Source organism: Acinetobacter sp. Ver3 (assembly GCF_000632455.1).
In the GTDB taxonomy this organism is placed as follows: domain Bacteria; phylum Pseudomonadota; class Gammaproteobacteria; order Pseudomonadales; family Moraxellaceae; genus Acinetobacter.
Genome location: NZ_JFYL01000033.1, coordinates 1 through 24,721 on the forward strand (window position 1 = coordinate 1; position 24,721 = coordinate 24,721).

At 36.9% G+C, this 24,721-nt stretch carries 19 protein-coding genes; 1 reads left to right on the plus strand and 18 read right to left on the minus strand.

Translation table 11 applies throughout. The annotated features are described in order from the left end of the window. Positions 1–242: 242 nt before the first annotated feature. The gene (locus tag CL42_RS09785; RefSeq protein WP_035267682.1) at positions 243–1,613 is read left to right on the plus strand and encodes a phosphomannomutase/phosphoglucomutase; all 1,371 of its coding nucleotides are present in this window, start codon (positions 243–245) and stop codon (positions 1,611–1,613) included. 40 nt (positions 1,614–1,653) lie between these two features. Here the strand turns inward: CL42_RS09785 and galE are convergent, their stop codons facing one another. The 18 genes from galE to wecB form a co-directional block, all read right to left on the minus strand. Then, positions 1,654–2,673, minus strand: a complete 1,020-nt coding sequence (galE, locus tag CL42_RS09790) for a UDP-glucose 4-epimerase GalE (RefSeq protein ID WP_035267686.1) — start codon at positions 2,671–2,673, stop codon at positions 1,654–1,656. Beyond that, complete coding sequence (gene pgi, locus CL42_RS09795; RefSeq protein WP_035267689.1) at positions 2,666–4,339, minus strand: glucose-6-phosphate isomerase; 1,674 nt, start codon at positions 4,337–4,339, stop codon at positions 2,666–2,668. The genes galE and pgi overlap by 8 nt, the downstream gene beginning before the upstream one ends. Next, the gene (locus CL42_RS09800) at positions 4,339–5,595 is read right to left on the minus strand and encodes a nucleotide sugar dehydrogenase (protein ID WP_035267693.1); all 1,257 of its coding nucleotides are present in this window, start codon (positions 5,593–5,595) and stop codon (positions 4,339–4,341) included. Before CL42_RS09800 ends, pgi begins: the two co-directional genes overlap by 1 nt. Before the next feature lie 13 nt (positions 5,596–5,608). After that, positions 5,609–6,487: a UTP--glucose-1-phosphate uridylyltransferase GalU gene (gene galU / locus CL42_RS09805; protein ID WP_035267695.1), complete on the minus strand. Its 879-nt coding sequence runs from the start codon at positions 6,485–6,487 to the stop codon at positions 5,609–5,611. 33 nt (positions 6,488–6,520) lie between these two features. Continuing rightward, complete coding sequence (locus CL42_RS09810; protein ID WP_035267698.1) at positions 6,521–8,395, minus strand: polysaccharide biosynthesis protein; 1,875 nt, start codon at positions 8,393–8,395, stop codon at positions 6,521–6,523. Between the two features lie 88 nt (positions 8,396–8,483). Further along, on the minus strand, positions 8,484–9,665 hold the full coding sequence (locus CL42_RS09815) for a DegT/DnrJ/EryC1/StrS family aminotransferase (RefSeq protein WP_035267701.1): 1,182 nt from the start codon (positions 9,663–9,665) through the stop codon (positions 8,484–8,486). A gap of 19 nt (positions 9,666–9,684) precedes the next feature. Continuing rightward, on the minus strand, positions 9,685–10,341 hold the full coding sequence (locus tag CL42_RS09820) for a NeuD/PglB/VioB family sugar acetyltransferase (protein WP_035267704.1): 657 nt from the start codon (positions 10,339–10,341) through the stop codon (positions 9,685–9,687). Further along, positions 10,334–10,945 carry a sugar transferase gene (locus CL42_RS09825; protein ID WP_035267707.1) on the minus strand — a complete coding sequence of 204 codons (612 nt, stop codon included), beginning with the start codon at positions 10,943–10,945 and terminating at the stop codon, positions 10,334–10,336. The genes CL42_RS09820 and CL42_RS09825 overlap by 8 nt, the downstream gene beginning before the upstream one ends. A gap of 4 nt (positions 10,946–10,949) precedes the next feature. Next, the gene (locus CL42_RS09830) at positions 10,950–12,161 is read right to left on the minus strand and encodes a glycosyltransferase family 4 protein (RefSeq protein WP_035267710.1); all 1,212 of its coding nucleotides are present in this window, start codon (positions 12,159–12,161) and stop codon (positions 10,950–10,952) included. Then, complete coding sequence (locus tag CL42_RS09835) at positions 12,158–13,969, minus strand: heparinase II/III domain-containing protein (protein ID WP_035267714.1); 1,812 nt, start codon at positions 13,967–13,969, stop codon at positions 12,158–12,160. Before CL42_RS09835 ends, CL42_RS09830 begins: the two co-directional genes overlap by 4 nt. Continuing rightward, on the minus strand, positions 13,966–16,104 hold the full coding sequence (locus tag CL42_RS09840) for a bi-domain-containing oxidoreductase (protein WP_035267720.1): 2,139 nt from the start codon (positions 16,102–16,104) through the stop codon (positions 13,966–13,968). Before CL42_RS09840 ends, CL42_RS09835 begins: the two co-directional genes overlap by 4 nt. After that, complete coding sequence (locus CL42_RS09845) at positions 16,101–17,474, minus strand: phenylacetate--CoA ligase family protein (protein WP_035267724.1); 1,374 nt, start codon at positions 17,472–17,474, stop codon at positions 16,101–16,103. The genes CL42_RS09840 and CL42_RS09845 overlap by 4 nt, the downstream gene beginning before the upstream one ends. Before the next feature lie 37 nt (positions 17,475–17,511). Then, complete coding sequence (locus CL42_RS09850) at positions 17,512–18,624, minus strand: glycosyltransferase (protein ID WP_035267727.1); 1,113 nt, start codon at positions 18,622–18,624, stop codon at positions 17,512–17,514. A 4-nt stretch (positions 18,625–18,628) separates the two neighbouring features. Continuing rightward, positions 18,629–19,588, minus strand: coding sequence for a hypothetical protein (locus tag CL42_RS09855; protein WP_035267731.1), 960 nt, complete (start codon positions 19,586–19,588; stop codon positions 18,629–18,631). Then, positions 19,569–20,678 carry a hypothetical protein gene (locus tag CL42_RS09860; RefSeq protein WP_035267735.1) on the minus strand — a complete coding sequence of 370 codons (1,110 nt, stop codon included), beginning with the start codon at positions 20,676–20,678 and terminating at the stop codon, positions 19,569–19,571. The genes CL42_RS09855 and CL42_RS09860 overlap by 20 nt, the downstream gene beginning before the upstream one ends. Beyond that, positions 20,665–21,885 carry an oligosaccharide flippase family protein gene (locus CL42_RS09865; protein WP_035267738.1) on the minus strand — a complete coding sequence of 407 codons (1,221 nt, stop codon included), beginning with the start codon at positions 21,883–21,885 and terminating at the stop codon, positions 20,665–20,667. Before CL42_RS09865 ends, CL42_RS09860 begins: the two co-directional genes overlap by 14 nt. A 5-nt stretch (positions 21,886–21,890) precedes the next feature. Continuing rightward, positions 21,891–23,141, minus strand: coding sequence for a UDP-N-acetyl-D-mannosamine dehydrogenase (wecC, locus tag CL42_RS09870; RefSeq protein WP_035267739.1), 1,251 nt, complete (start codon positions 23,139–23,141; stop codon positions 21,891–21,893). 28 nt (positions 23,142–23,169) lie between these two features. Further along, positions 23,170–24,291 carry a non-hydrolyzing UDP-N-acetylglucosamine 2-epimerase gene (wecB, locus tag CL42_RS09875; RefSeq protein ID WP_035267741.1) on the minus strand — a complete coding sequence of 374 codons (1,122 nt, stop codon included), beginning with the start codon at positions 24,289–24,291 and terminating at the stop codon, positions 23,170–23,172. Positions 24,292–24,721 lie beyond the last annotated feature (430 nt).

Here is a 24,721-nt window from a genome sequence, read left to right on the forward strand (position 1 = left end):
CTTTTTTATTATTAAATTTTTATATATTCAATTTTTTACATCCAATAAAGTTTCACTACATTTTTTCCAAAAAAAATTCATCCACTTATGAGCGCTGCTTGATTTACAACCAACAATAAGCATCATAACGTAAATTAATTTACTGAATTTAAATGTAATTTTTCATCTCAACCCATGCCGTACTTAGATCAAAATCGCTATAATTTTCGTATTCAATTTGCTCAATAGATTAGAACCTTAACATGGAAAAATTAACCTGTTTCAAAGCCTATGATATCCGCGGAAAATTGGGCACAGAACTCAATGAAGATATCGCATACCGTGTTGGACGTGCTTATGGCGAAATTTATCAACCTCAAAAAGTAGTGGTTGGATGTGATGTTCGCTTAACCAGTGAAGCACTGAAACAAGCCACCATCAATGGCCTAAATGATGCAGGCGTTGATGTTTTAGATTTGGGCATGACGGGGACAGAGGAAGTTTATTTCGGTGCATTCCATCTTGATGTGCAAGGCGGTATCGAAATTACAGCCAGTCATAACCCAATGGACTATAACGGCATGAAGCTTGTACGTGAAAATGCTCGTCCGATTGGTGCAGACTCGGGTTTAAAAGATATCCAACTTCTTGCTGAAAAAAATCAGTTCAAAGCAGTCGAACTTAAAGGTATAACTCAGCATTATAATATCTTGCCCGAATTTATTGATCATTTGATGACCTATATTGACCCTACAAAAATCAAACCTTTAAAACTCGTGGTCAATGCGGGTAATGGCGCTGCAGGTCATGTGATCGATGCGATCGAAGAGAAATTTAAAACCCTGAATATTCCAGTTGAATTTATCAAAATTCATCATGAAGCGGATGGCAACTTCCCAAATGGTATTCCCAACCCCATCTTAGTTGAAAACCGTGCAAGCACCTCCGATGCTGTACTGCAACATCAGGCTGACATGGGCATCGCGTGGGATGGTGACTTTGACCGTTGTTTCCTTTTTGATGAAAAAGGTCAATTCATTGAGGGGTATTACATTGTCGGTCTCTTAGCACAAGCCTTTTTACTGAAACAAAAAGGCGAAAAAATTGTGCATGATCCGCGTTTGGTGTGGAATACCTTCGATATTGTTGAACAATATCAAGGCGAAGCTGTGCAATCGAAATCTGGCCATTCCTTCATTAAAGATAAAATGCGTGAACACAATGCAGTGTATGGCGGTGAAATGTCAGCACACCACTACTTCCGTGATTTTGCCTATTGCGACAGTGGCATGATTCCATGGTTATTAGCAATCTCAGTTGTCTCTGAAACGGCAAAACCACTCTCTGCTCTGGTTGAGGAAATGATTGAAAAATTCCCATGTTCTGGCGAGATTAACTTTAAAGTTGCGGATACAAAAGAAACCATTCAAAACATCTTTGATCATTTTGCTGACCAAAAACCCAAAATTGATGAAACGGATGGCGTCAGTTTAGATTTTGGTGCTTGGCGTTTAAATGTACGTGCTTCAAATACAGAGCCTTTACTCCGTTTAAATATTGAAAGCCGTAAAGACAAAAATCCGAAGCCGATGCAAGCTTATATCGATGAGCTCACTCAACTGATTCAGGCTTAAAACCGCATAAAAAAACGGAGCGTTTCAAACGCTCCATTTTTTATTCACGATACCCATTTGGATTTTGTTTTTGCCAATTCCAACTATCTGCCAACATATCTTCAAGCTCATATTGTGCAGACCACCCCAGCTCATTAAACGCTCGCAAACTATCAGCATAAAAACAAGGTAAATCCCCTGCTCTTTTCTCTACAAACTCGTATGGAATTTTAATCCCATTCACCGCCTCAAAAGTTTTAACTACTTCTAAAACAGAAACTGGCGTACCTGTACCAATATTCCATGCTCGACATCCTTGAGCATTTAACCGATTTTCAATCGCTAGCACATGCGCTTTGGCCAAATCGACCACATGAATAAAATCGCGTTCACATGTACCATCAGCAGTCGGATAATCTGAACCAAAAATCGAAAGTTTGTCACGTCGCCCGACTGCAACCTGTGTAACAAAAGGCATTAAATTATTAGGAATGCCTTGTGGATCTTCACCAATCTGTCCACTCTTGTGTGCGCCAACAGGATTAAAATAACGCAGTAACGCAATTGACCAACGACCATCTGATATGGCTGTTTTCTCTAAGATTTGCTCTACAACCATCTTTGTATAGCCATAATTATTATTGGGCATACTTAGCGGCATATCTTCCTGATACGGTGATGGATTTGTCTCACCATAAACCGTTGCAGAAGAACTAAACACCAAATTAAAGACATGGGCACGCTCCATGGCTTTGACTAAGCTAATCGAACCTGAAATGTTATTTTCAAAGTATTTGAGTGGGATTTGCTGACTTTCACCAACCGCTTTTAAACCAGCAAAATGAATCACGGCGTCAATCTGATGATCTTGGAAAATTTGATCCAAAATCGCTTGATCAAGAATATCACCCTGGACAAAATCTAAAGATTTAGACGTTAAAGCTTGAACGCGATTCAAAGATTCTGGTGAGCTATTCGATAAATTATCAAGAACCACAACCTCGTGCCCTGCATTGAGCAATTCAACACAAGTATGCGAACCAATATATCCAGCACCACCCGTCACTAATACTTTAGGCATTGTCTTTCCCCATCAATATTTGTATTAAACCTTGTGTCGACGCATCAAGCTTGGACAAATCATTTTGTTCACCATTTAGAATCGGCAACAGTTGATTGGCAATTTCTTTACCTTTTTCCACACCCCATTGATCAAAAGGATTGATATTCCAAATGACAGATTGCACAAACACTTTATGCTCATACAAAGCAATCAACATACCCAAACTATAAGGATTGAGCTCATCTATCAATATTGTCGTGCTGGGCTGATTACCTTCATATTGTTTATAGAGCGGCAATCCCTCAAGCTCTTGAGGATTTAAAGCATCATTGCCAAAAGCTAATAATCGTGACTGAGCTAAACAATTGGATAACGCGAGATAATGCTGTTGCTTAAGTGCCTCGGCATTATCTACATAGGTATATTGGTCACCATTATAACGTTTGACAGGCGCTATAAAATCACTGCTGACCGCCTGTGTACCCTGATGCAATAACTGATAAAAAGCATGTTGAGCATTCGGACCGACTTCACCCCATACAATCGGGCAGGTATCTAACGTAGTTTTCTCACCATTGCGTTGCACAGATTTACCGTTGGACTCCATTTCCAATTGTTGCAAATACGCAGCAAAATATTTAAGTCGTCCATCGTAGGGTAAAACTGCATGGGTTTTCATTGCTAGAAAGTTAATATTCCATATTCCCAGCAATCCCATCAACACCGGAAGATTGTGTGAAAAATCGGTGCTTTGAAAATGCTGGTCAATCGCATAAGCCCCTGCGAGCAGTTGCTTGAACCCCACCACGCCAATACTTAATGCAATAGGCAAACCAATACATGACCATAATGAATAACGACCACCCACCCAATCCCAAAGGAGCAGTTGATTTTCAGGGGAAATTCCCCATTCGGTCATTTTCTCAGGCTTGGTTGACACCCCAATAAAATGGTGTTTTAAAATGGCAATCTCTTCACCCAATGCTTTTTCAAGCCACAAGCGCGCCGTTTGTGCATTGGATAAGGTATCAATGGTGCCAAATGACTTGGAAGAAATAATAAACAGCGTCGTTTCAGGACGCAATTTATGCAGCAAGTCAGACAGCTGACTTCCATCCATGGTCGATACAAAATGCACATTCAATGGTTTTTGAGTGGTTTGCTTAAAATCTGATAGCGCATGGCTGACCATCAGTGGACCCAGATCCGACCCCCCCACCCCAATATTGACAACATCTTGAATCACTTCACCTGATGCACCGCGATACTGACCCATATGTATCTTCTCAACCAACGCATACATACGATCAAGTTGCTGATGCACTTGATTGGCGATCTGTGAATGTCCAGCATGATCTTGCGGCAAACGTAATGCCCAATGCATGGCTGCTCGACTTTCAGTGTAGTTGATTCGCTCTTCAGAAAATAAGCGCTTAATCCAACCCGATAAGTCACAGCTTTGAGCTAGATTGACTAAGGCATCCAGCACAGATCGATCAACACGCTGCTTACTATAATCAAAAATGAGTGGCTCGAAATGAATCGCACAATTTTGAAAGCGATTAGAATCTTGCTGAAAAAAATCACGTAAATGCTGACGTGTAAGTTGTTTTTTTAAAAGCTCGAGACTAGAAAGCGCTTGTTCAACAGCGACTGAATTACATTCCTGATTTGGCTGTTCCATTAACGCCCTACTCCTTTATAAGCAAAGCCCTGCGACTTCACATATTCGGGATTTAAAATATTACGACCATCTAAAATTAAAGCATGTTGCATGATTTTCTTAAGGATTTGATAGTTTGGACACCAATACTGTTTCCACGCTGTGAGGATACAAAGCGCATGCGCATCATCTACTGCTTCATATTGATCTTGGCAATAAATTAAATCATCACGCTGACCATATACTTTTTCAATTTCACTCAAGGCTTGTGGATCATGAAGTTTAACCACAACCCCTTGTGCCCATAAAGCTTTTAACATGGCATGAATCGAGGATTGTTGAATACGAGCCGTATTTTCTTTAAAAGAAGCCCCCCAAACCGCCACGACTTTGTCTTTCAGATCCCCCTGAAAATGATTCCATAATTTTCGAAAGAGGATTTCCTTTTGTTGTTCATTAATCTCCCAGACTTGTGCTAAGAGTTGACTCTTAGCCCCACTACCAGAAACAGTACTCGCCAAGGTTTGTACATCATGCGAGAAATTTTCCCCACCAAACCCTGCACCTGGATATAAATAAGAAGGACCAATACGACTATCTGCCGCTAAGCCTTGGCGCACATGCTCAATATCAATCCCCAATTTCTCAGCCACAACAGCTAAATCATTGATATAACTGATTCTGGTCGCCAGCATGCCAGATACGCTTAACTTGGTAAATTCCGCATCTAAAACCGGCATAAATAAATATTGTTGCTCACGTGGAAAAAGCGGTCGTAATAACTCTTGTAATACACGCTTAGCACGCTCACTCTCACAACCAACGACCAGTTGTGAGGTTTGTGTCAGGCTACGTAATGCATTGCCCTCTTGGATCACATCTGGTACGTAAACCCAATCATCTTCAGGCAATAGTTCAGCAAACTTTTGGGTTCCATGTAAACCTAATGTGGATGCATTAATCATTAATTTAGGATGACTGATTGTGCGTTGTTTGAGGGCTTTGAGTATTTCAATGCCTTGCAATTGCTCAGTCGGATTAAAACTAAAAAAATAGGCATCCACATCAAGGGGAATCGCTGCAAATGTGCAGTATTTTATTGCACCAGTCTGATGTAATTTCTCAAGCAAGTCTTGTACAGATTGATCCTGAGCATATACCTGTTCCGATGCTGGTTTTTTTAAAAGATCACACCAGAAGACTTGATGGCCATATTCAGCCAACAATGCTGCCATAACCCCTGCATACAAGGTCTGACCAAATACTGCAATATTCATAGCGATACTCGTTTTAAAGTTTTAAGTCTTTAATCATGACTTTAAAAGCTTCACCTAAACTTGGGTGATCCATACCGTAATGCAATACCGCTTTTAAATAACCCAACTTGCTTCCACAGTCAAAGGTTTGACCTTTCATACGATAGGCTTCTACCACATCTGTTTGTTGAAGCATCGCGATCGCATCGGTGAGTTGGATTTCATTGCCCGCACCTTTTGGTGTTTGTTCAAGCAATTGCATGATTTTCGCAGGCAAAATATAACGTCCTACCACAGATAAGTTCGATGGTGCTGTACCCACTGCAGGTTTTTCTACAATACCTTGCATTTGGATACTTTGTCCCTCAAGCGGTGACTCAGCCACATCCACAATCCCATATTGATCGACCATCTGGTCAGGGACAGCTTCAACCATAATTTGTGATGCTTTTGATTCGTTATAACGCTGAATCATCAAGCTCAAGTCATTGGTTTCAGCTGTATCTTTTACTAACACATCAGGGAGTAGCACTGCAAAATCATCATTACCTACCACATCTTTTGCACACATCACAGCATGGCCTAAACCTAAAGGCTGTGGCTGACGTACACTGATCACACTCACATGCGCGGGCAAAATTTCGGTAATTTCTTTGAGCAAATCAAATTTCTTTTTTTGTTCTAATGTTGTTTCCAGCTCAAAGCTACGGTCGAAATAGTTTTCAATCGATGCTTTTGAAGAATGTGTGACTAAAATAATTTGTTCAATACCCGCAGCAATTGCTTCTTTGACCACATATTCAATTGCAGGACGATCGACTACTGTCACCATTTCCTTAGGAATCGATTTGCTCGCAGGTAAAAAACGTGTGCCAAGACCAGCTACGGGAAGAATCGCTTTTTTGATCGACATATTCAAAGCTCTACAAATATTTAATTTACTTAATTAGTTAACGCGAATTTCAGCACCGCGTTGATATCCATCTACATAGTATTCTAGTCGAGATAACACCCAATCAACATCTTCATGTGTTGCAGTTAAATCATAGAAACGGTCAAATACGGGTAAAATTTCGTCTAAAGGATACGATTTTTCAAACGATCTTAGAATCCGACTATGCTCGGTAATCTTTGTATCCTCTTGATCGATCAATAGTTCTTCATATAACTTTTCACCTGGACGTAAACCTGAATACTGAATCGCAATATCACCTGTTTGTGATCCTTCTTCACGAACCGTTAATCCACTGAGTGAAATCATTTGTCGCGCCAAATCTTGAATACGGACTGGCTCTCCCATATCCAACAAGAATACATCTCCACCCTCACCTAAAGCACCGGCTTGAATCACCAATTGAGAAGCTTCTGGAATGGTCATAAAGTATCGCGTGACGTCAGGATGAGTCACTGTAATTGGACCACCCTTCGCAATCTGTTGCTTGAAAAGCGGAACCACTGAACCCGATGAACCGAGCACATTTCCAAAACGCACGATACTCACCTGAGTGTGATCTTGAGCTTCTGCCATCGCTTGACAATAGAGCTCCGCCATACGCTTGGTAGCCCCCATCACATTGGTAGGACGAACTGCTTTATCTGTTGAAATTAGCACAAATGTTTCCACTTGATTGCGTACAGCGGCATTTAGGCTAAAGGCTGTGCCGACTGCATTATTTTTTACACCTGCAATCGGATTACATTCCACCAAAGGGACATGTTTGTAAGCCGCTGCATGATAAACGGTTTGTACTTGATATTGTGCGATGACACGCTCGAGCTTCTGCTGATCCAGTACTGTGCCTAAGATTGGAATAATGGTTAACTCTGTTTTTTGACGTAATTCTTTGTCGATACTATACAATGCAAATTCTGTCAGTTCATATAACACCAACAGCTTAGGTTGGTTTTTGATAATTTGACGACATAGTTCAGAACCAATCGATCCGCCCGCACCAGTGACCATCACAATTTTATTGGTGATATTTTTTGAAAGTAAATGGGCAACAGGAGGCACAGGATCGCGTCCAAGTAAGTCAATAATATCGACTTCTTGAATATCTGACAGTCGTATTTCACCATCAACTAGTTTTGTTAAGCCTGGAATCTCGGTAATTTTTAAATGTGCAGGTTCTAAATTTTTAATAATTTCTGTTTTACGTTGACGACCCACCGAAGGCAACGCAATCAAAATTTCATTGACTTGATGCTTGTTCAGCACTTTTTGTGCATCCGCCGCATGATAGACTTTTAAACCACCAATATTCTTCGCGGCAAGCGTGACATCATCATCTAAAAACAAAACCGGTAAATGTTCATCAGAATTTTTCAGCATTGCAGCCACTTGTTGGCCTGCAAAACCTGCGCCATAAATCGCAATTCGTTTACGCGGAATATCTGCATGTAATACATATTTCACAAGGGCTCTAATGATCCCTCGACTGAGCCAAATCCATGCAAACATCATAAATCCAAACATCAATGGAATTGAAGTTGGGATAAATGCATGAGTAAAGTAGGCGAGTGCATAAAGCGCGAGCACAGTCAGTGTTGTCGCTAAGCCTAATTGGAAAATGAAAGCCTCGTTAAATGCTCTTACGATAAAACTGTAGATCCGTGCTAAGCCCAATGTACTGACCGCAATCAACGACACCCAAAGAGATCCGAAAGCCAGATTCGGCACTACTTCAGCACCCAAGTCAAATTGGCGAATGGCATAACATAGCCAAATCAGAATTGGAAATACTAAAAAATCCAAACAGACTAGAAAAAGTTGTTTGGTCCCCCTCGGCGCTGATGCTAAATTTATAATCGTTGATTTCACAGTCTAGATCTTATCACTCTATATTATCGCTATTTAGGAGGGGTATTGAGAATCTCCCTCCATGCCTCAAAATTTAGATATTAAAATATCACTTTGATTCTGATATTTTTTGCATTACGTCCTTAATAGCATTTACTGTTTTCGCTATACTTTCTTCACTTAAGGTTGGATGCACCAAGAACATTAAACTCGTTTCACCTAATTTTTTTGCGTTTTCCAAGCGAGTCTCAGGTCGCCACGGTGTACCATCAAAAGCATGCTCTAAATACACTTCTGAGCATGACCCACTAAAGCAAGGTACGCCCAGAGCCACGATCTCGTTCATAATACGGTCACGAGACCAATCCACAGGTAATTGATCAGTATTTACTTGCACATAACATTTATAAGCTGCATGTAAATATTCCTCATTCGGCTGTGAGACAGTTATATATGGTGTTTCAGCAAAGGCTGCATAAATTTTCTGCATGTTTTCGTTACGGGCCTTGGTCCATTCAGCCATTTTTTTCAACTGAATACGCCCAATGACTGCTTGCATTTCCATCATACGCCAGTTGGTACCGAATGAGTCATGTAGCCAGCGAAAACCTGGTGGATGTTGCTTGTTATAAATGCTGTCAAAGTTTTTGCCATGGTCTTTGTATGACCACATTTTTTTCCAAAGATGTTCATCATTGGTCGTAACCATGCCACCTTCACCACCAGTGGTCATAATTTTGTCTTGGCAGAATGACCATGCTGCAATATGTCCAATCGAACCTGCCGCTTGACCTTTATAGGTTGCACCATGTGCTTGGGCGCAATCTTCAATCACGTAAAGCCCCTTTTCTTCAGCCAATTGCATGATTGGATCCATATCACACATCCAACCTGCCAAGTGCACACAGATGATCGCTTTGGTATTTGGTGTCAGGGCTGCTTCAATGGTGCGTCGTGAAATATTTTGTGAATCGAGTTCTACATCTGCAAAAATAGGATTTGCACCAGCGGTGACAATTGAGCTTGCCGAAGCTAAAAAGGTACGTGGAGTGACAATCACATCATCGCCTGCACCCACGCCTAGTGCTTTTAAAGCAACATCTAAGGCAACCGTGCCATTTGCCAACGCCACTGCATATTTGGTTTGTGCATATTGGGCAAATTCTTTTTCAAACTCACGGCATTCTTGTCCTGTCCAATAGTTTACTTTGTTTGACAATAAAACTTGAGAAACAGCATCCGCTTCCGCTTGGGTAAAGCTAGGCCATGGTTCAAATGCAGTGTTTAACATGATGATTCCTAAAATAAAATTATTTTTTCTCTAAAATGCGTGCAGGGTTACCTACAACTGTTACCCCAGCGGGTACGCTTTTGGTTACAACCGCGCCCATACCCACAATTGCACCGCGACCAATCACTAAAGGTTGATCTGGTGTACCTTGTTTTATGACGGCACCTGTACCAATATAGGCATGATCTTCAATATGAATATTGCCATTACATTTTACCCCTGGGGCAAAAGTAACAAAGTCACCAATCACACAGTCATGTTCGACATAGCTATATAAGTTGGCATGAAAGCATTTACCAATTTTTATATTTGAGGTAATGCTCACAAAAGGGCTGAGTGCTGCCCCTTCTGCAATTTCTACCTGATCCATGAGTACCACATTATCTGCCTGAACACTCCAGAGCTCAATTGCATCTTGTTCAAGTTGCATTGAAATTTTTTCACGTACTTGACTATTGGCAATCGCAATTAATACCTGTTTTTTTACAGCAGGGTGTGCTTTAAATGCAGCATAATTCATGGCACGGTGTGAATTAATCATGGCCTCTGCACTTAAGCTATCATCAATAAAGACGATTTCAGCGTCTATACCGGACCGTTTTAATTGAGATCTTGCCACTGGCATCAAGCTACGCCCACAGCCAGAGGCACCATATACTGCATATAGTTCAGTCATGCTGTTGATCCGATTTTGTACCCGTAAATTTAGTCATAGTCGCTTCGCCTGCTTCGTTAATATCATCTTTAGCGAGCACTTTTTTAACCGTTTTCAGCATAATTTTAAAATCTAACCAAACCGACTGATTTTCTACATACCAGGTATCCAGTTTAAATTTTTCTTCCCAGCTAATGGCATTACGGCCGTTCACTTGAGCATGGCCTGTCATACCTGGACGTACATTATGGCGCTTTGCCTGATCTTCATTATATAGAGGTAAATATTCCATCAGCAGCGGACGTGGGCCAACCACACTCATATCACCTTTTATGACATTCCAAAGCTCAGGCATTTCATCCAAACTGGTTGAACGCAGCATTTTACCAAATGGCGTCAAGCGCTCACTGTCTGGCAGTGGATTGCCTTGTGCATCCAGCGCATCTTTCATTGTTCGAAATTTAATCATTTCAAATGGCTTACCATTTAGACCTGGACGCACTTGACGAAATAAAACAGGCGAGCCCAGATTTTTTTTCACTTTATGTGCCACATAAAAATACAGCGGTGACAGTAAAATGAGGGCAATGGAAGCAATAATAATATCGAGGAGGCGTTTTAACATTACATTATCCTTGCGCTACCCACTCATCAAACTTTTGCGAAAGTTCCTGACGGTTAAACTGAGAACGGGCTAAATTCTGTGCATTTTCGCCCATGACCACAAGCTCATCACGATGATCTGCCGCATACTCCAATGCATCGGCAAAAGCTTGAGGATTTTCAGGTGGCACAGCAAAACCACAATGTTTTTGTTGAATTAATTCCGCTAACCAGCCAGGATAGTTATTCAAAACAGGCAAACCAGCTGCAATATAATCAAAGAACTTGTTTGGAGAAGTACCATAATAAAATGCAGGCACATTGGCTAAAATTTGCAATCCCACGTCTGCACTTGCCATGAGGCCTGCTAGCTTGGTTTTATTTACTGGATCATGAAAAACAATATTATTCAGCTTTAAGTCTATAGCGCGTTGCTGTAGGGCCTGCTTTTGCATGCCATCCCCTACCAATACCAATTTAATGTCATCCCTTTTACGCTGCTGTAACTCAACAGCAACATCAATGACTGCATTTAAACCATTGGCTAAACCATGTGTTCCCGTAAAAATTGCCATTAAATCAGTATTTTTTACCTGTTCAGGACGCCAAACCTGTTGTTCTTGGGCAAAAATATCTAAATCACAGCCATTTGGAATAGATGCTACTTTTTGGGGATCAATACCACGTTTGATAATCCCCTCTACAATACCTGGCGATAATCCAACTAAACGATCTGCTGAATGGTAAGACACCCATTCCAATATAGACATCATCCATAATACGATTGGATTTTTAATCACCCCCATCGCTTTAGGCAGTTCTGGCCATAAATCACGAACTTCAAATACGAAAGGTTTGCGTCTAAGCCATTTTGCAAAAATACCCGGAATACCTGCAGTCAGCGGTGTTGTAGTCGCAAATAGCACATCATATTGTTCTGTAAATGCCACTTTAATTGATTTAAAAGCAAAGCTTAAAAATATTAAAATCCGTTTTAAAAACGAAAGACTATTTGAATAAGGCAATTCAAATTCAATAATTTCAATTCCATCGACCACCCCCCGACGCATTCCATTTTCAAATGCCTGAGTTAACCCTGTCTGCCCAGCACCAAATGAGCCACATACCATCGTTACCTGATGACCATTGCGAATAAGTGCTTGAGCCATGGCATAAGAGCGAATACCTGCAGAGCCTTTGGGCGTAGAAAAATGCTGGTGGAAGTATAGAATTTTCATGTTAAGTCTTGAATAACCGTAGTAATACTTGTTGCTTGAGTGGCTTTAATTTCCAGTACAGGTAAAGACTGTTTTTGATAATAGTATCTTGATTCTTCACCCTGCACCAATTGCAGTGCTAACTTTGATTCTGAATGAACCGCAATACTTATGTGACCGTTGCTCAGAACATTGTCTTGCAAGTGCCACTGGTCTGGTTGTAAACGCCACCTTAAAACAGCCTGTGTTTTAAAACCAGAGATTGTATCTATCACTTGAATACTCTGATCTTTGAGTACAACTTCACGCTTGTGTTTACATCCCCAATAATCCTGATATGCACAATTAAACTGGTCTGGTTGATAATTTAATTGACTCGGTTTTAGCCATGCAGCAAACAGAAAACGGCTCAAACGAGGCATTTGCTGATGCCCATCAAATTGTACTGTGTTATGACTGGCAACACCGCTAAAGTACTCTAAATCTTCTGGTGTAGAATTGTAACTATACGTACCGCCATCCCGTAAAATATTTTGCCCTTTCCACCAAACATCTAAATGTAAGGCATCACACTGACTTGGTCTAAACTTAAAAACAGGCAGTTTGAATGCAATAAAAAAATACTGCTTTTCGGCAGTAATTAATCCACTTTCAGAAAAAAATTGATCTTTTTTAGGCAAGCTTGAAGGATTTACTGCTTTTTTATCTAGTTTAAAAAAAGCCAAACTTTCATCATAAGCACCTTGATCTGCATAATAACTCTGCGCTGCAAATAAAGTACTGGCTAATTGTACGCTGGGTCTAAAATCCCGATAATCTGTTGCAGAAACAGCCAACAAGCGTGCGCCATCATTTGCACCAATATTAGGTACATCACCATTTGCTTCTTGTGTAAGCACATACAGCCAGTTGGTTGCTTTTAGCAATTGATGGTAAATAACATCAGAAAATGCTTTTAGATTTAGTTGTTGGCGTACAATCTCTGCCAAACTATATGAATCTAGCATGACCCGATGATAAGTCACTGAATATTGGCTAAACCCACCATCTGCCATAATCAGTTTTTGAGCACGATTTTCCAACCACTTCTGCCCAAGTTCTCGCCATGCTTTATATTCTGGTTTAGGTGTCACATGATTGAGTAATGCCCCACCTATAAAAAGTGCTGTCGCTTCAGAAGTACCATGGTTATTGTCTTGGGCAATTGCATAATCAATGGTAGGTGCAACCCGTTTTAAATGTAATGCTATAAGTTGCTGTATATTTTGACTCGGTTGTGTCAGTTGATTTAAACCAATTAAGCCTGCAATTAAATGCATGACCCGAATAGAGGCTTCTTGCCCACATTTCCAGTTAGGCCCTAAATAGGCAGCATTTTTCTGGCACCAGTCGTTTAACCACGCATCTAACGCATGCAGTGCTTCTTCATTATGTTGTTGAGCTTGCAGAACAAAGTTAAGTACCCAATCAAAACGCGAAGCTTCCCAAATACCTTTAATGTCACCTACATTTGCGTCAAAATCTGGAATTTTATACCAAGCCAAATGACTGTTTTGAAACTCATGTTGGGTTAACGGACTATAAAACCAGTTGGGAATACCCTGTGTTAAAGGATATTCCAAATAACCAAAAGCCTGTAAGGTTTTAGGGAAGCTTTTTGCCTTAGTACATTCGGGCGTAGTACTAAAAAAATGACCCTCAGGCATTTTTGCAGCAAGTTTTTGTACAGGATTTAACCCTGTTTTGACACCTAAACGGTATTTAAAAACCCGAAATAAGTTAAACAGCCCTAATGCTAAGGCTGTTTTTCCCTTGATAAACACACTCATATCTGAGCTCGTAAAATTTCAGCGGCTTGAATTGTCATACGTGCAACTTCAAAAATTTCATCTGCTGGAATAGGTGACTCCTTGCCTTGACGAATACTCTCAACGAAAGCAGCCGCACAAGCATCTTGCCCTTTGTCCTGACGCCACAAATTCATTTTATTAAAGCCAGACCAGCCAAAACCTTTAAGTTTACGGAAGTTATCGAGTTGTAATACACGACCTGCAGCAAAGACTTCTACTCGCTCTTTAGGAAAACTTGATGCTCCGTTCGCCAAGTAGAAAATTGTTCCAAATGAACCATCTTCAAAACCTAAAGTAATGCTTGCTTTGTCTTCAAGGACTTGTACAGCATCGGTTTCACCCATACGTCTAGCTTGAACAGAAACAATTTTTGAGCCTGCTAAAAAGCGCATTAAATCTATGAAATGACATGCCTCACCAATAATACGCCCGCCGCCTACTGCATTATCCTGTGTCCAGTGATCTGCAGGAATCGCTCCTGCATTCATAGTCATAATAAAGCTTTTAGGTTCTTTCACCGTATCTAATAAGGCCTTCATTTTCTGTACTTGAGGTGCAAAACGACGGTTAAAGCCCACCATGACACGCGCATATTGTTTATTTTCTATATTGTGATTATAAGCTTGTTCAACTTTTTCTATTTCTTCTACCGTCAACGCCAATGGCTTTTCTACAAAAACATTTTTACCCGCTAACAGCGCTTTTTCTACAAAATAGGCATGGCTATTATGTCGTGTTGCAATTGCTACAGTATTTACATCTTGATTGCTTAATAAAGCATCTATATCTGTCGATGCTTCTGCAAATCCTGCCTTTTCACCATGAATCACCCCATTAATACCACCAGAAGTTACAATGGTATGCAGTTGTGAAGCCGCTTTTTTAAATGCAGGAATTAAAATACGTGAAGCATAATTGCCTGCACCAATAAAACCAACTACAGCATTTTGTGCATCTATCTGAATTGGTTTTAAAATGACTTTCTTTTCAGTTCGTGTTTCTACAGCCGAATTGTATTTAAGTAAAATACCCAAACCTGATTTATCTTCCGTTAAAACATCATAAGCTTTTGGCGCATCTTCAAATTCAAAACGATGGGTAATTAAGGCATCTACATTTAAAGTGCCTGCCGCCATCATATCCAACACTGCAACAAAGTTACGCTGTTCTGTCCAGCGAACAAATCCTACCGGGTAATCCTGTCCTTTTTCTTCATAAGCAGCATCGTAACGACCTGGTCCATAAGAACATGACACCTGAAAGCTTAGTTCTTTTTCATAGAAGTCTGCACGATTTAACTCTAAACCTGTTACACCAACTAAAATAATACGTCCGCGTTTGCGACTCATACGCGCGGCTTGTGTAACAGGATCACTCACTTTGGTAGATGCTGTAATAATTACTCCATCTACTCCTGCACCACGGCTAAATGCCAAACCTACAGCGATAGGGTCTTCACCTTTGGCAGGGTTACAAACTTCTGCACCAAACTGCTTAGCCAATTCGAGTTTGCTTTGGTCAAAGTCAATCGCCAGTACACGGCAGCCATTTGCTCTTAGCATTTGAATGGTGAGTAAGCCAATTAAGCCTGCACCTGTAACCACAAAGCTTTCACCTATGGTTGGTTGTGCCAGACGAATACCTTGTAAGCCAATACTGGCAACAACTGTAAAAGAAGCTGCTTCATCAGGTACATTGTCAGGTATTTTCGCACATAGGTTTTTCGGTACTTTGACCATGTCTGCATGTGGACCATTTGAAACAACACGATCACCGACTTTAAAGTCTTCTACACCCGCTCCAACTTCATGAACTACACCAACATTGCAATAACCAAGTGGTAAAGGTTGTGCCAGTTTGGACTTTACTGCGTCATAGGTAGTAAGCAACCCATCTGTTTGGACTTTTTCAAGTACCATTTTTACTTTTTCGGGTTGTTGGCGTGCCTTGTCTAACATAGAGGCTTTACCAAAACCGACCAACATGCGCTCTGTGCCAGCAGAAATAAGCGAAGTAGTGGTAGAAATAAGTAAATGTCCTTTAGAGCACTGCGGTACTGGTGCTTCTGTTACAGTGGTTCCACCTTTTGCCATGTCTTGAAGGATTTGCTTCATTTATTAATCCTATTTAAAATTGCTTTAAACTTGCCAGTTGAAGATTTTTGAATAAAGTCTGGATATTTAAAAATCAGGCTCATATCTTCAGAAATATATTCTTTAAATAAAGTCGAAACTTTTTTTTCAAAATCAGATCTATTACCTAAACCTGAAAGAACAGCATTAAATATAACTTCGCCATATTTTTCTTGAACAATCTGTACTTCTAATGCCTCAAAAGTATCTCTAAATAAATATCCACAACGCATTACACGTCGTCCATCAGGTGTAATAAGATAGTCATCCTGACGCCCTTCAACGGAAAATATAACTTGGCTTTCTCTACCACACTCACATTTAAAATTTGATGGGGCAAAAATAGCAATATCCCCTGTATTATAGCGAATCAATGGGAAAGTATGGTTATAAAATGCCGTCCCTATTAACTTACCTCTAATAGAACCATCCTCTAAAACTTCTTGGTCTATAAGCTCAATATGACAAAATTCAAAATCCTCGTGATAAAAACCATGTTCACATTTTGAAAAATTACAATTCCCTTCTGTCAAGCCATATTGATCCGTAATAATTGAATTTGTCCACTTACTAATAGATTCAGCCTGATAATCCAATAAATTTTCCGCCCCACAAAATATAACATCAGGTTTATTCTTTAACACTAATCCTTTTGAAATTGCTAATCTTGATAAATCAGATATAATGCTTGGGTATCCAGAATAGAATTTAGGATAAATCGAATTTAAAAATTCAACTATACTTTCAATATTTTGTTCATTTATATGCTTAGAACTGACTAGATATTGCTTTTGAGCCGCATTGTATCTCCAAAATGGAGGAGATTTTTGATTTTCACTGACAATAGGTTTGCCGGTAAAGTTTACACTTATATCTTTAAATTTTATTGAAAATCTATTTCTATGACGAATCCAAATAGCCCATTGCATAGCTATACTTTCTTTATCCTTACAGATAGTTAATGCCTTACCTGTCGTACCACTCGTACTATAAATTTGATTATTTTCATTTACTAATGCTTTCATATCAAATTTTAGAATATCTTCCTTAGTTAAAACCGGAAAATCTTTTAAAATTTGAAAAGGATTATTGAGTATAGCCTTCTCAGAAATAGATGAAAATTTATCTCTATAAAATGGATGGTTAGTGCAGCCTAATAAAATATCTTTTAATTTATTTTCCTTATAAATCTTAATATTATCAAGACTATAATACTGTGACTCATTAAGAAATTTTAATTTTCGATCAAAATCTTTATTAAAACGAACTTTAGACTCTTTATAGCCATAAAGTGTACAAAGAAAATTTTGAATAAATATAGGAGAATTAATATAAAAATTATAAAACTTCATATTACTTTAAATCCTTAAGAGTTAATTAAAGATAAAATTAATTTTTTTGTTTTTCCCACTTTTCCTCAGGTGAAATATATTGATTCAAAAGTTGATTTTCTGAACTTTTTAATAGTTGTTCTTGTAAAGGTAAATCATTAAGGACATTAAAAATTTTATTAGCAACATCTTCGGGAGAAAATGGATTAAAAAATACAGCTGCATCCCCACATAACTCACGAGCAAAATCTAGATCAGATGTAAATAATAATTTTTTACTGATAAATGTTTCAGGGTATACAGCAGAAGATACTTCTGCAATGGTAGGTAAAATAACACAATCATTTTTTTTATATATTTCACTAATTACATTATTTCTAACGGGGCCATAAGTATTAAAATATTCCTGTACATTCTTGTGTTCAGCTAAAGTGAGAATTTTACTCCATGCTGATGAATCTTTAGCAAGAAGAAAATTAAAGGTAATATAAAGAGAATATTTTTCTTTAAGTATGTATGCTACATCTACTAATCTTTCCAAGTTTTTGTGAGGATAATATGCAGTAGGAACAAAAAAATCATATTTGTTTTTCTTGTTTATTAATTTAAGATCCTCATTCATATTAAATTTATTATTAAAACTATTCTCTACTACAAAAATTTTATTTTCATCAATATTAAATTTACTTTTAACTAATGATTTAAAGGTATTAGTCTCTACTACAACATAATCAAAGTTATTTCTAATTTGAAATTTCCTTAAAAAATGCAATAAATTAATTCTTAATTTTTTCATAAGATTATTTGCATGTAACTTATTTACAGTTTCGCCGTACACCATTAAAGGCAATGCAAAACCTTGAATACTTTTTGCCTTAGGTTTCCAGTATGAAGGACCAAAAACAATAAACACAAGGTCAGGTTTAAATTTTTTTTCAAGTTCACTGAGTTCTTTTCCTTGCTTAAATTTAAAGAAACTTGAAGCATTTGGAAAAACATAATAATTGGTTTTAGGTTTTAAGTTAACATCAATCTGCTCATCAACTTGAGGAGAAACAATAATTAAAAGATCATCTATAAACTTATCATTTAAAATATTATTAATAAAATTAACTGCTACTTGAACACCTCCACCTACAGATTGAAGGGATGCATCGATCATTAAACGCATAATACTAAACCTCTAAAAAACCCGTTCCATATTTTATTACATTTTGCCAAAATTCAATGCTTTTAAATGCAAAATAAAACAATACAATATAGCCTAAAAAATCAACTTTACCTTTAAAATAAATTAAGCATGCTATATAGACAAAAAATGACATTATCAACATTCTTCCAGAACCTAGGATATAAGATCCTATTAGTAAGGGAATCTGCATTAAAATAACTATATTTTTTTGAACAGAAACATAAGTTAATAAAACAAAAATAGAAGATTTTAATAAAGAAATTAGCCCTAAGTCACTTTCAGCTGTTCTATTAGAGTACCCGATAACCTTTCGATCTATATGATCTCTCATATAATAATAAATTATACCCAATAGAATTGAACCACCAATCACTGTAACAAATTTCACCCATAGTTTTTTATTGTTTTTTTCAAAAAACCCATGAATAAAATCTACAAAAAAAATAAAAATCATCTGCATATGTGTTAAAATCATTAATACTTTAGAAAATACAGACTTTAATCCAATTAATAATAATGAGATTAATAAAAATAAAACTGACAATTTTAGTCGTTCAGCAGAAAAAAATAAAACAACGACATAGTAATTTAAAAAAAAGAGAATAAAAAACAAATGGATTAAAATAGTTCTAATATAGAATTTATATACTATTTTAACAAAAAGAAAAACAATAATTGAGTTAAAAATAGACATCAAAAAATTTTTATCAAAAAAAGTATGAAATATTTTAATAACAAGGAAATATATAGGCTCTTGTGTACCTAAAGTTGAATTATAACATTTAAACTCTTGAGATAAACTCACAAGATCGAAACAATTATTATAAAATGCATGATACGATACCTGATCACCATTTATAAAAAGTGGAGCAAGCAATAAACTCATTACAAAGGTAATAAGAGCATAAAGAATCGCATTTATATTAGATTTTTGTACTTTCATTTAGTGATTCACTTTTAGCTTTTAAAATATTTTTCAATATTTCATCTAGATTAACACTATCGTAATAATTAGAAAAATTATGTTTAACTTGAAGGTTTTTAACTATAGACAGCTTAATATCATTTTTATTTTTAAAATCCAATAAATCACAACAACCATGAAGCTTAAAGGAATCTAAACTGCCAACTTCATTACAAATGAAAAATAAATTAAAACCTAAATATTCCCAAACCTTATTGGGTGCACAATACATATGATTTAGGTTTATTAAATCATAACTCATAATACCGATATCAGCATAACTCGTTACTTCCAAATGATATGGTGCTGGGACATAGCCCCAATACTTTACTTTATCACTCATTTTCAATAATTCAGCCACATAACCATGGTCTATCCCCATAAGCCAAAATTCAACATTATCTATATCAGATATTGCCTCAATAATTGGCTCTAAACTTCTCCCTTTCTCAATATGCCCTTGATAAATTATTATTTTTTTAGATGAATCATAGTTCTTAATGATTTCTTTTGTTGATTCATGTGTAGGGATCATATATTTGGTACGTGGATGCGTCCAAGGTTTATTCGGCAGAACAGTTGGTCTTTCTTTTAATTGCAACCAAACCTGTAATATTCTTGCTCTATTTAATTCTGGAACAACTATTTTATATGCTTTCTGGGAGATTTCTTTTATAGAGTTTAATTTTTTTGGATAATTATCATATAACTCATGTAAATGAAGAATATACTTATTCGTATCAAGAAAACTCAAACCTTTACAAGCTTGTGCCGTATCTAGAGAAGCAATCCAAACTAAATCATCCTCTTTTAATTTCTCTGTAAAAGTTTTTTGGACAAATTTTCTAAAAAAATAATAATTGGATATTTTTTTAGCTAAACCCACCTTATGAGTTTGACCAATAATAAACTCTTCATAAAGTGGGTGGTTTATTTCTGATTCTTTAGTAGAAACTAATTTTACATTATATTCTTCAGTGTTCAATAAACAATTAATCACTGTCATTACAGGGGGTAGTGTTATAAGATGAGATCTTAATACAACCCAAATAGTTTTATTTTTTTGCATAATTTAACACCTTATAACTTAAAATTTGCACTATACTTAAAGTCAGGTAGGCTATTAAAAATGCCCACGATAATGCTGCTGAAATTTTATATGTAGAAAAAATAAATGTAACCCCGAGCAATACAACTGCCCAAATTATATTCATATAAAACCCAAACCAAGCTTTTCCAACTGATGGCCAATAACTAGCAAAAACTGCATTTAAGCTAAACAGTATAATTGTACCTAGCATAATATAATAATTATTTACTAGATCTACAGAATGATCATTAACAATTAAGAAAAATATTTTTTGGAAAGCGAATAAACAGAAAGCCACTACTAGAGAAAATAAAAAATTATTCTTGGCTATTTTTAAAAAATCCTTTTGATTACTTTCATTTTTACTTGAGAATTTTGAAATGAAATAACCATTCAATGCATTAGGAATAAAGATTGCGACCAGGTACATTTGATATACTATGTTAAAATATGCCAACTGAGCCAAACCATACTCTTGATCAGATACAATCTTAAATGCAAAACCTATAACGGGCGCAACCAACAAACCTGATAGAATTACAGGAATTGAAAGTTCTTTGAATTTTTTATATATTTTTAATTTTTCATCAATATCATTAGATTTAAATTTTAATAATTTTGATTTATTAACAGAATTAAAATTAATTATAAATAACAAAAACCTATACGCTAATAGGCTAATTAATACACCAAAAATCTTTAACTCAATAATTAAGAATAAAGAAACTGGTAGAAAAATTAGAAAGCTAGTAAGGTTATTAAAAAAAATTATTTTAAAATCTTTAAGTCCTAATAAAACTGCTTCACTAATTGAATTTAATGAACTAAATAGTGAGAAAAACAGTATAAAAGAAAAAATTTGCCATGTAGGAATTTTATTTATATTATTTAAATAGAATATATAAATAAAACTTGCCATAATTATAGAAAATAAACAAGCAAAAAAATAATTATACTTTACAAATAAAGCACTTAAACTAGTAAATCCATCACGGGCAACAACACTATTTACGGCAACTGAAGCACCCATTCCAGAAACGGCACCAATAGTTGCTGTCATAGCTAGCAGTAGAGAAATTACCCCATAATCTTCAGGCAATAATAATCGAAAACTAACTATATTGATCAACAATATAATCATCTTTGAGGAAATATTTGCCCCCAGAGAAAAGAAAATATTATTCATTCGTATTAAATACCTACGGCATTTAAAATATACTCACTTGTTATTATCATAGTTTTAAATTGTCGGTGTGCTACTAAAATCAAATGAATATCTGCTTGTGAACGATTTTTAAAATCAATTAACTTTACATTTGAGGGTAGCTCTGATGGCAATCTCTGAATATTGGGTTCAATTGCACACACATTCAAACCCTGCTCAGCAAGCTGTTTAGTAATTTCTAAGGCTGGGCTTTCACGCAAATCATCAATATCAGGTTTAAATGCCAAGCCATAACAGGCCACTGTGACATCTTTAATGGTTTTTTCAGGGTTGGCTTGTAAAAATTCAGCAATCTTAATTTTTACCTGATCTATCACCCACTCAGGTTTACTGTCATTCACTTCACGCGCAGTACGAATTAAACGAGCTTGCTCTGGTGTTTTAGACACAATAAACCATGGATCAACAGCAATACAGTGCCCCCCTACCCCAGGTCCAGGCTGTAAAATATTTACTCGTGGGTGGCGGTTTGCTAGTTGAATCAACTCCCAAACATTAATGTCTAATTTGTCACAGATAATAGAAAGTTCATTTGCAAATGCAATATTGACATCACGGAACGAGTTTTCAGTCAATTTACACATTTCTGCCGTGCGTGCATTGGTTTCAATGCAATCGCCTTTTACAAAAACTTTGTACAAATTAATTGCCGCTTGCGAACAACGCTGCGTCATACCACCAATAATACGGTCATTACTAATGAGCTCTTGTAAAACCTTACCTGGTAATACACGCTCTGGACAGTGAGCAATTAAAATATCAGCTTGTTCACCAGCTTGCTCAGGGAAAGTTAAATCTGGACGTGCCTCACTCAACCATGCCGCCATTTGTTCAGTTGCACCTACAGGCGAAGTAGATTCTAAAATGACTAAATTCCCTTTCACCAAGTGTGGTGCAAGCGCTTTCGCTGCAGATTCAATATATTTTAAGTCTGGTTCATGGTTATCTTTAAAAGGGGTCGGTACAGCTACAATATAAGCATCTGCAGCAACAGGGCTTAATTGTGCAGAAAGCTTTTGTTGTGCAACCACATCACGCACTAAAGCATCCAAGTCCGGCTCAACAATATGTACCTTACCTTGGTTAATCATATCTACCGCATGTTGGTTGACATCTACACCAGTGACTTTTACACCATGAGCAGCGAAAGTTGCTGCTGTTGGCAAACCAATATATCCTAAACCAATAACACAAATATGCTGAAACTGACTATTCATTAAAAGATGACCTATTTTCCTAAATTAATTAATTTTTCAATGCATTGATAATTTTTTGACAAGATGTCCCATCACCATAAGGATTATGTGACTCTGCCATTCGCATATATAATTCTTTATTTTCTAGCAGCTCACTTACAGATTGTTCAATTAAAGCTGCATCAGTACCCACCAACTTAACCGTTCCGGCTTCCACTGCCTCAGGACGCTCTGTGGTATCACGCATAACCAATACAGGCTTACCCAAAGAAGGTGCTTCTTCTTGAATACCACCTGAATCCGTTAAAATAAGATAACTACGGTTCATCAAATAAACAAAAGGTAGATAATCTTGTGGTGCAATCAAATGAATATTATCAATACCCGCTAATAATTCATTAACAGGTTTTTGTACATTTGGATTTAAATGCACTGGATAAACAATTTGTGCATCAGGATAGCGCTTGGCAATATTCGCCAAAGCTTGACAAATATTTAAGAAGCCTTGCCCAAAGTTTTCACGACGATGCCCAGTCACTAAAATAAGTTTTTTATTCGCGTCTAAGAAATCAAATTGTTGCTCGAATTGGGCAATAATTTCTTGATCATGTTCAACTTTATCCTTAACAACCAATAAAGCATCAATCACGGTATTACCAGTAATGATAATATTTTGAGGATCAATATTTTCTTTAATTAAATTATTATAAGAAGATTGTGTAGGCGCAAAATGATAGTTTGCTAAAGCACCAGTGAGTTTACGATTGGCTTCTTCTGGCCAAGGAGAATAGATATCGCCAGTACGTAAACCTGCTTCTACATGACCCACTGCAATTTTATGGTAATAAGCAGCTAAAGATGCAGCAAATGTAGTTGCTGTATCACCATGTACTAAAACTACGTCTGGCTGCCATTCAGTAAAGACTTGCTCTAAACCTTTTAAGACACCAGAAGTCACATCAGATAAAGTTTGTCCAGGTTTCATTAGGTTTAAGTCAAAATCAGGTTTAAGTTTAAACAACTCTAAAACCTGATCTAACATTTGGCGATGCTGCCCTGTTACACAAACTTTGGTTTCAAAATTTACAGTGTCTTGTTGTAGTTGTAATGCCAGTGGTGCCATTTTAATGGCTTCTGGTCGTGTACCAAAAACCAAAAGAACTTTCTTCACGTAATTTTCCTTAGTATACAAATAAAACTTTCTTAATGTGTGAATTGTTGCTGAAAACAGTTTGGTTTTAAACCCTAATTAATCACTATTAGCTCGCCCACTTATTATTAAAAATATCTAAACATATTATCTGATTCTTTAATCCAACTTAATTGCATGTAATAGGGACTTAGCATAAAAATATTGAAAATCAATTATCAACATAAGAACCTAATCCTAAATCAAATTTCAAGTTAACCGAACCAACCACAATTTATAGATTAATTATGACTAATTTTCATCACTTACCCTTTTATAGGACCAAATAAAGATATAACAATTTAACGGCGCCTAATATAACAGATCCCCAATTAAATATTGATGTAAAATGATGACAATTGAAAAAAATCATTACATAACTCTATGATCTTAATCACAATCAAGCAACAAA

Coding starts and splice junctions, on each gene's coding strand:
- galE (WP_035267686.1), bottom strand. CDS start 2,673: ATGCCTAAAGTATTAGTGACGGGTGGTGCTGGATATATTGGTTCGCAT.
- CL42_RS09865 (WP_035267738.1), bottom strand. CDS start 21,885: ATGAATAATATTTTCTTTTCTCTGGGGGCAAATATTTCCTCAAAGATG.
- CL42_RS09800 (WP_035267693.1), bottom strand. CDS start 5,595: ATGAATATTGCAGTATTTGGTCAGACCTTGTATGCAGGGGTTATGGCA.
- wecC (WP_035267739.1), bottom strand. CDS start 23,141: ATGAATAGTCAGTTTCAGCATATTTGTGTTATTGGTTTAGGATATATT.
- CL42_RS09815 (WP_035267701.1), bottom strand. CDS start 9,665: ATGTTAAACACTGCATTTGAACCATGGCCTAGCTTTACCCAAGCGGAA.
- CL42_RS09825 (WP_035267707.1), bottom strand. CDS start 10,945: ATGTTAAAACGCCTCCTCGATATTATTATTGCTTCCATTGCCCTCATT.
- CL42_RS09850 (WP_035267727.1), bottom strand. CDS start 18,624: ATGCGTTTAATGATCGATGCATCCCTTCAATCTGTAGGTGGAGGTGTT.
- CL42_RS09845 (WP_035267724.1), bottom strand. CDS start 17,474: ATGAAGTTTTATAATTTTTATATTAATTCTCCTATATTTATTCAAAAT.
- CL42_RS09855 (WP_035267731.1), bottom strand. CDS start 19,588: ATGAAAGTACAAAAATCTAATATAAATGCGATTCTTTATGCTCTTATT.
- galU (WP_035267695.1), bottom strand. CDS start 6,487: ATGTCGATCAAAAAAGCGATTCTTCCCGTAGCTGGTCTTGGCACACGT.
- CL42_RS09830 (WP_035267710.1), bottom strand. CDS start 12,161: ATGAAAATTCTATACTTCCACCAGCATTTTTCTACGCCCAAAGGCTCT.
- CL42_RS09840 (WP_035267720.1), bottom strand. CDS start 16,104: ATGAAGCAAATCCTTCAAGACATGGCAAAAGGTGGAACCACTGTAACA.
- CL42_RS09860 (WP_035267735.1), bottom strand. CDS start 20,678: ATGCAAAAAAATAAAACTATTTGGGTTGTATTAAGATCTCATCTTATA.
- CL42_RS09820 (WP_035267704.1), bottom strand. CDS start 10,341: ATGACTGAACTATATGCAGTATATGGTGCCTCTGGCTGTGGGCGTAGC.
- CL42_RS09835 (WP_035267714.1), bottom strand. CDS start 13,969: ATGAGTGTGTTTATCAAGGGAAAAACAGCCTTAGCATTAGGGCTGTTT.
- CL42_RS09785 (WP_035267682.1), top strand. CDS start 243: ATGGAAAAATTAACCTGTTTCAAAGCCTATGATATCCGCGGAAAATTG.
- pgi (WP_035267689.1), bottom strand. CDS start 4,339: ATGGAACAGCCAAATCAGGAATGTAATTCAGTCGCTGTTGAACAAGCG.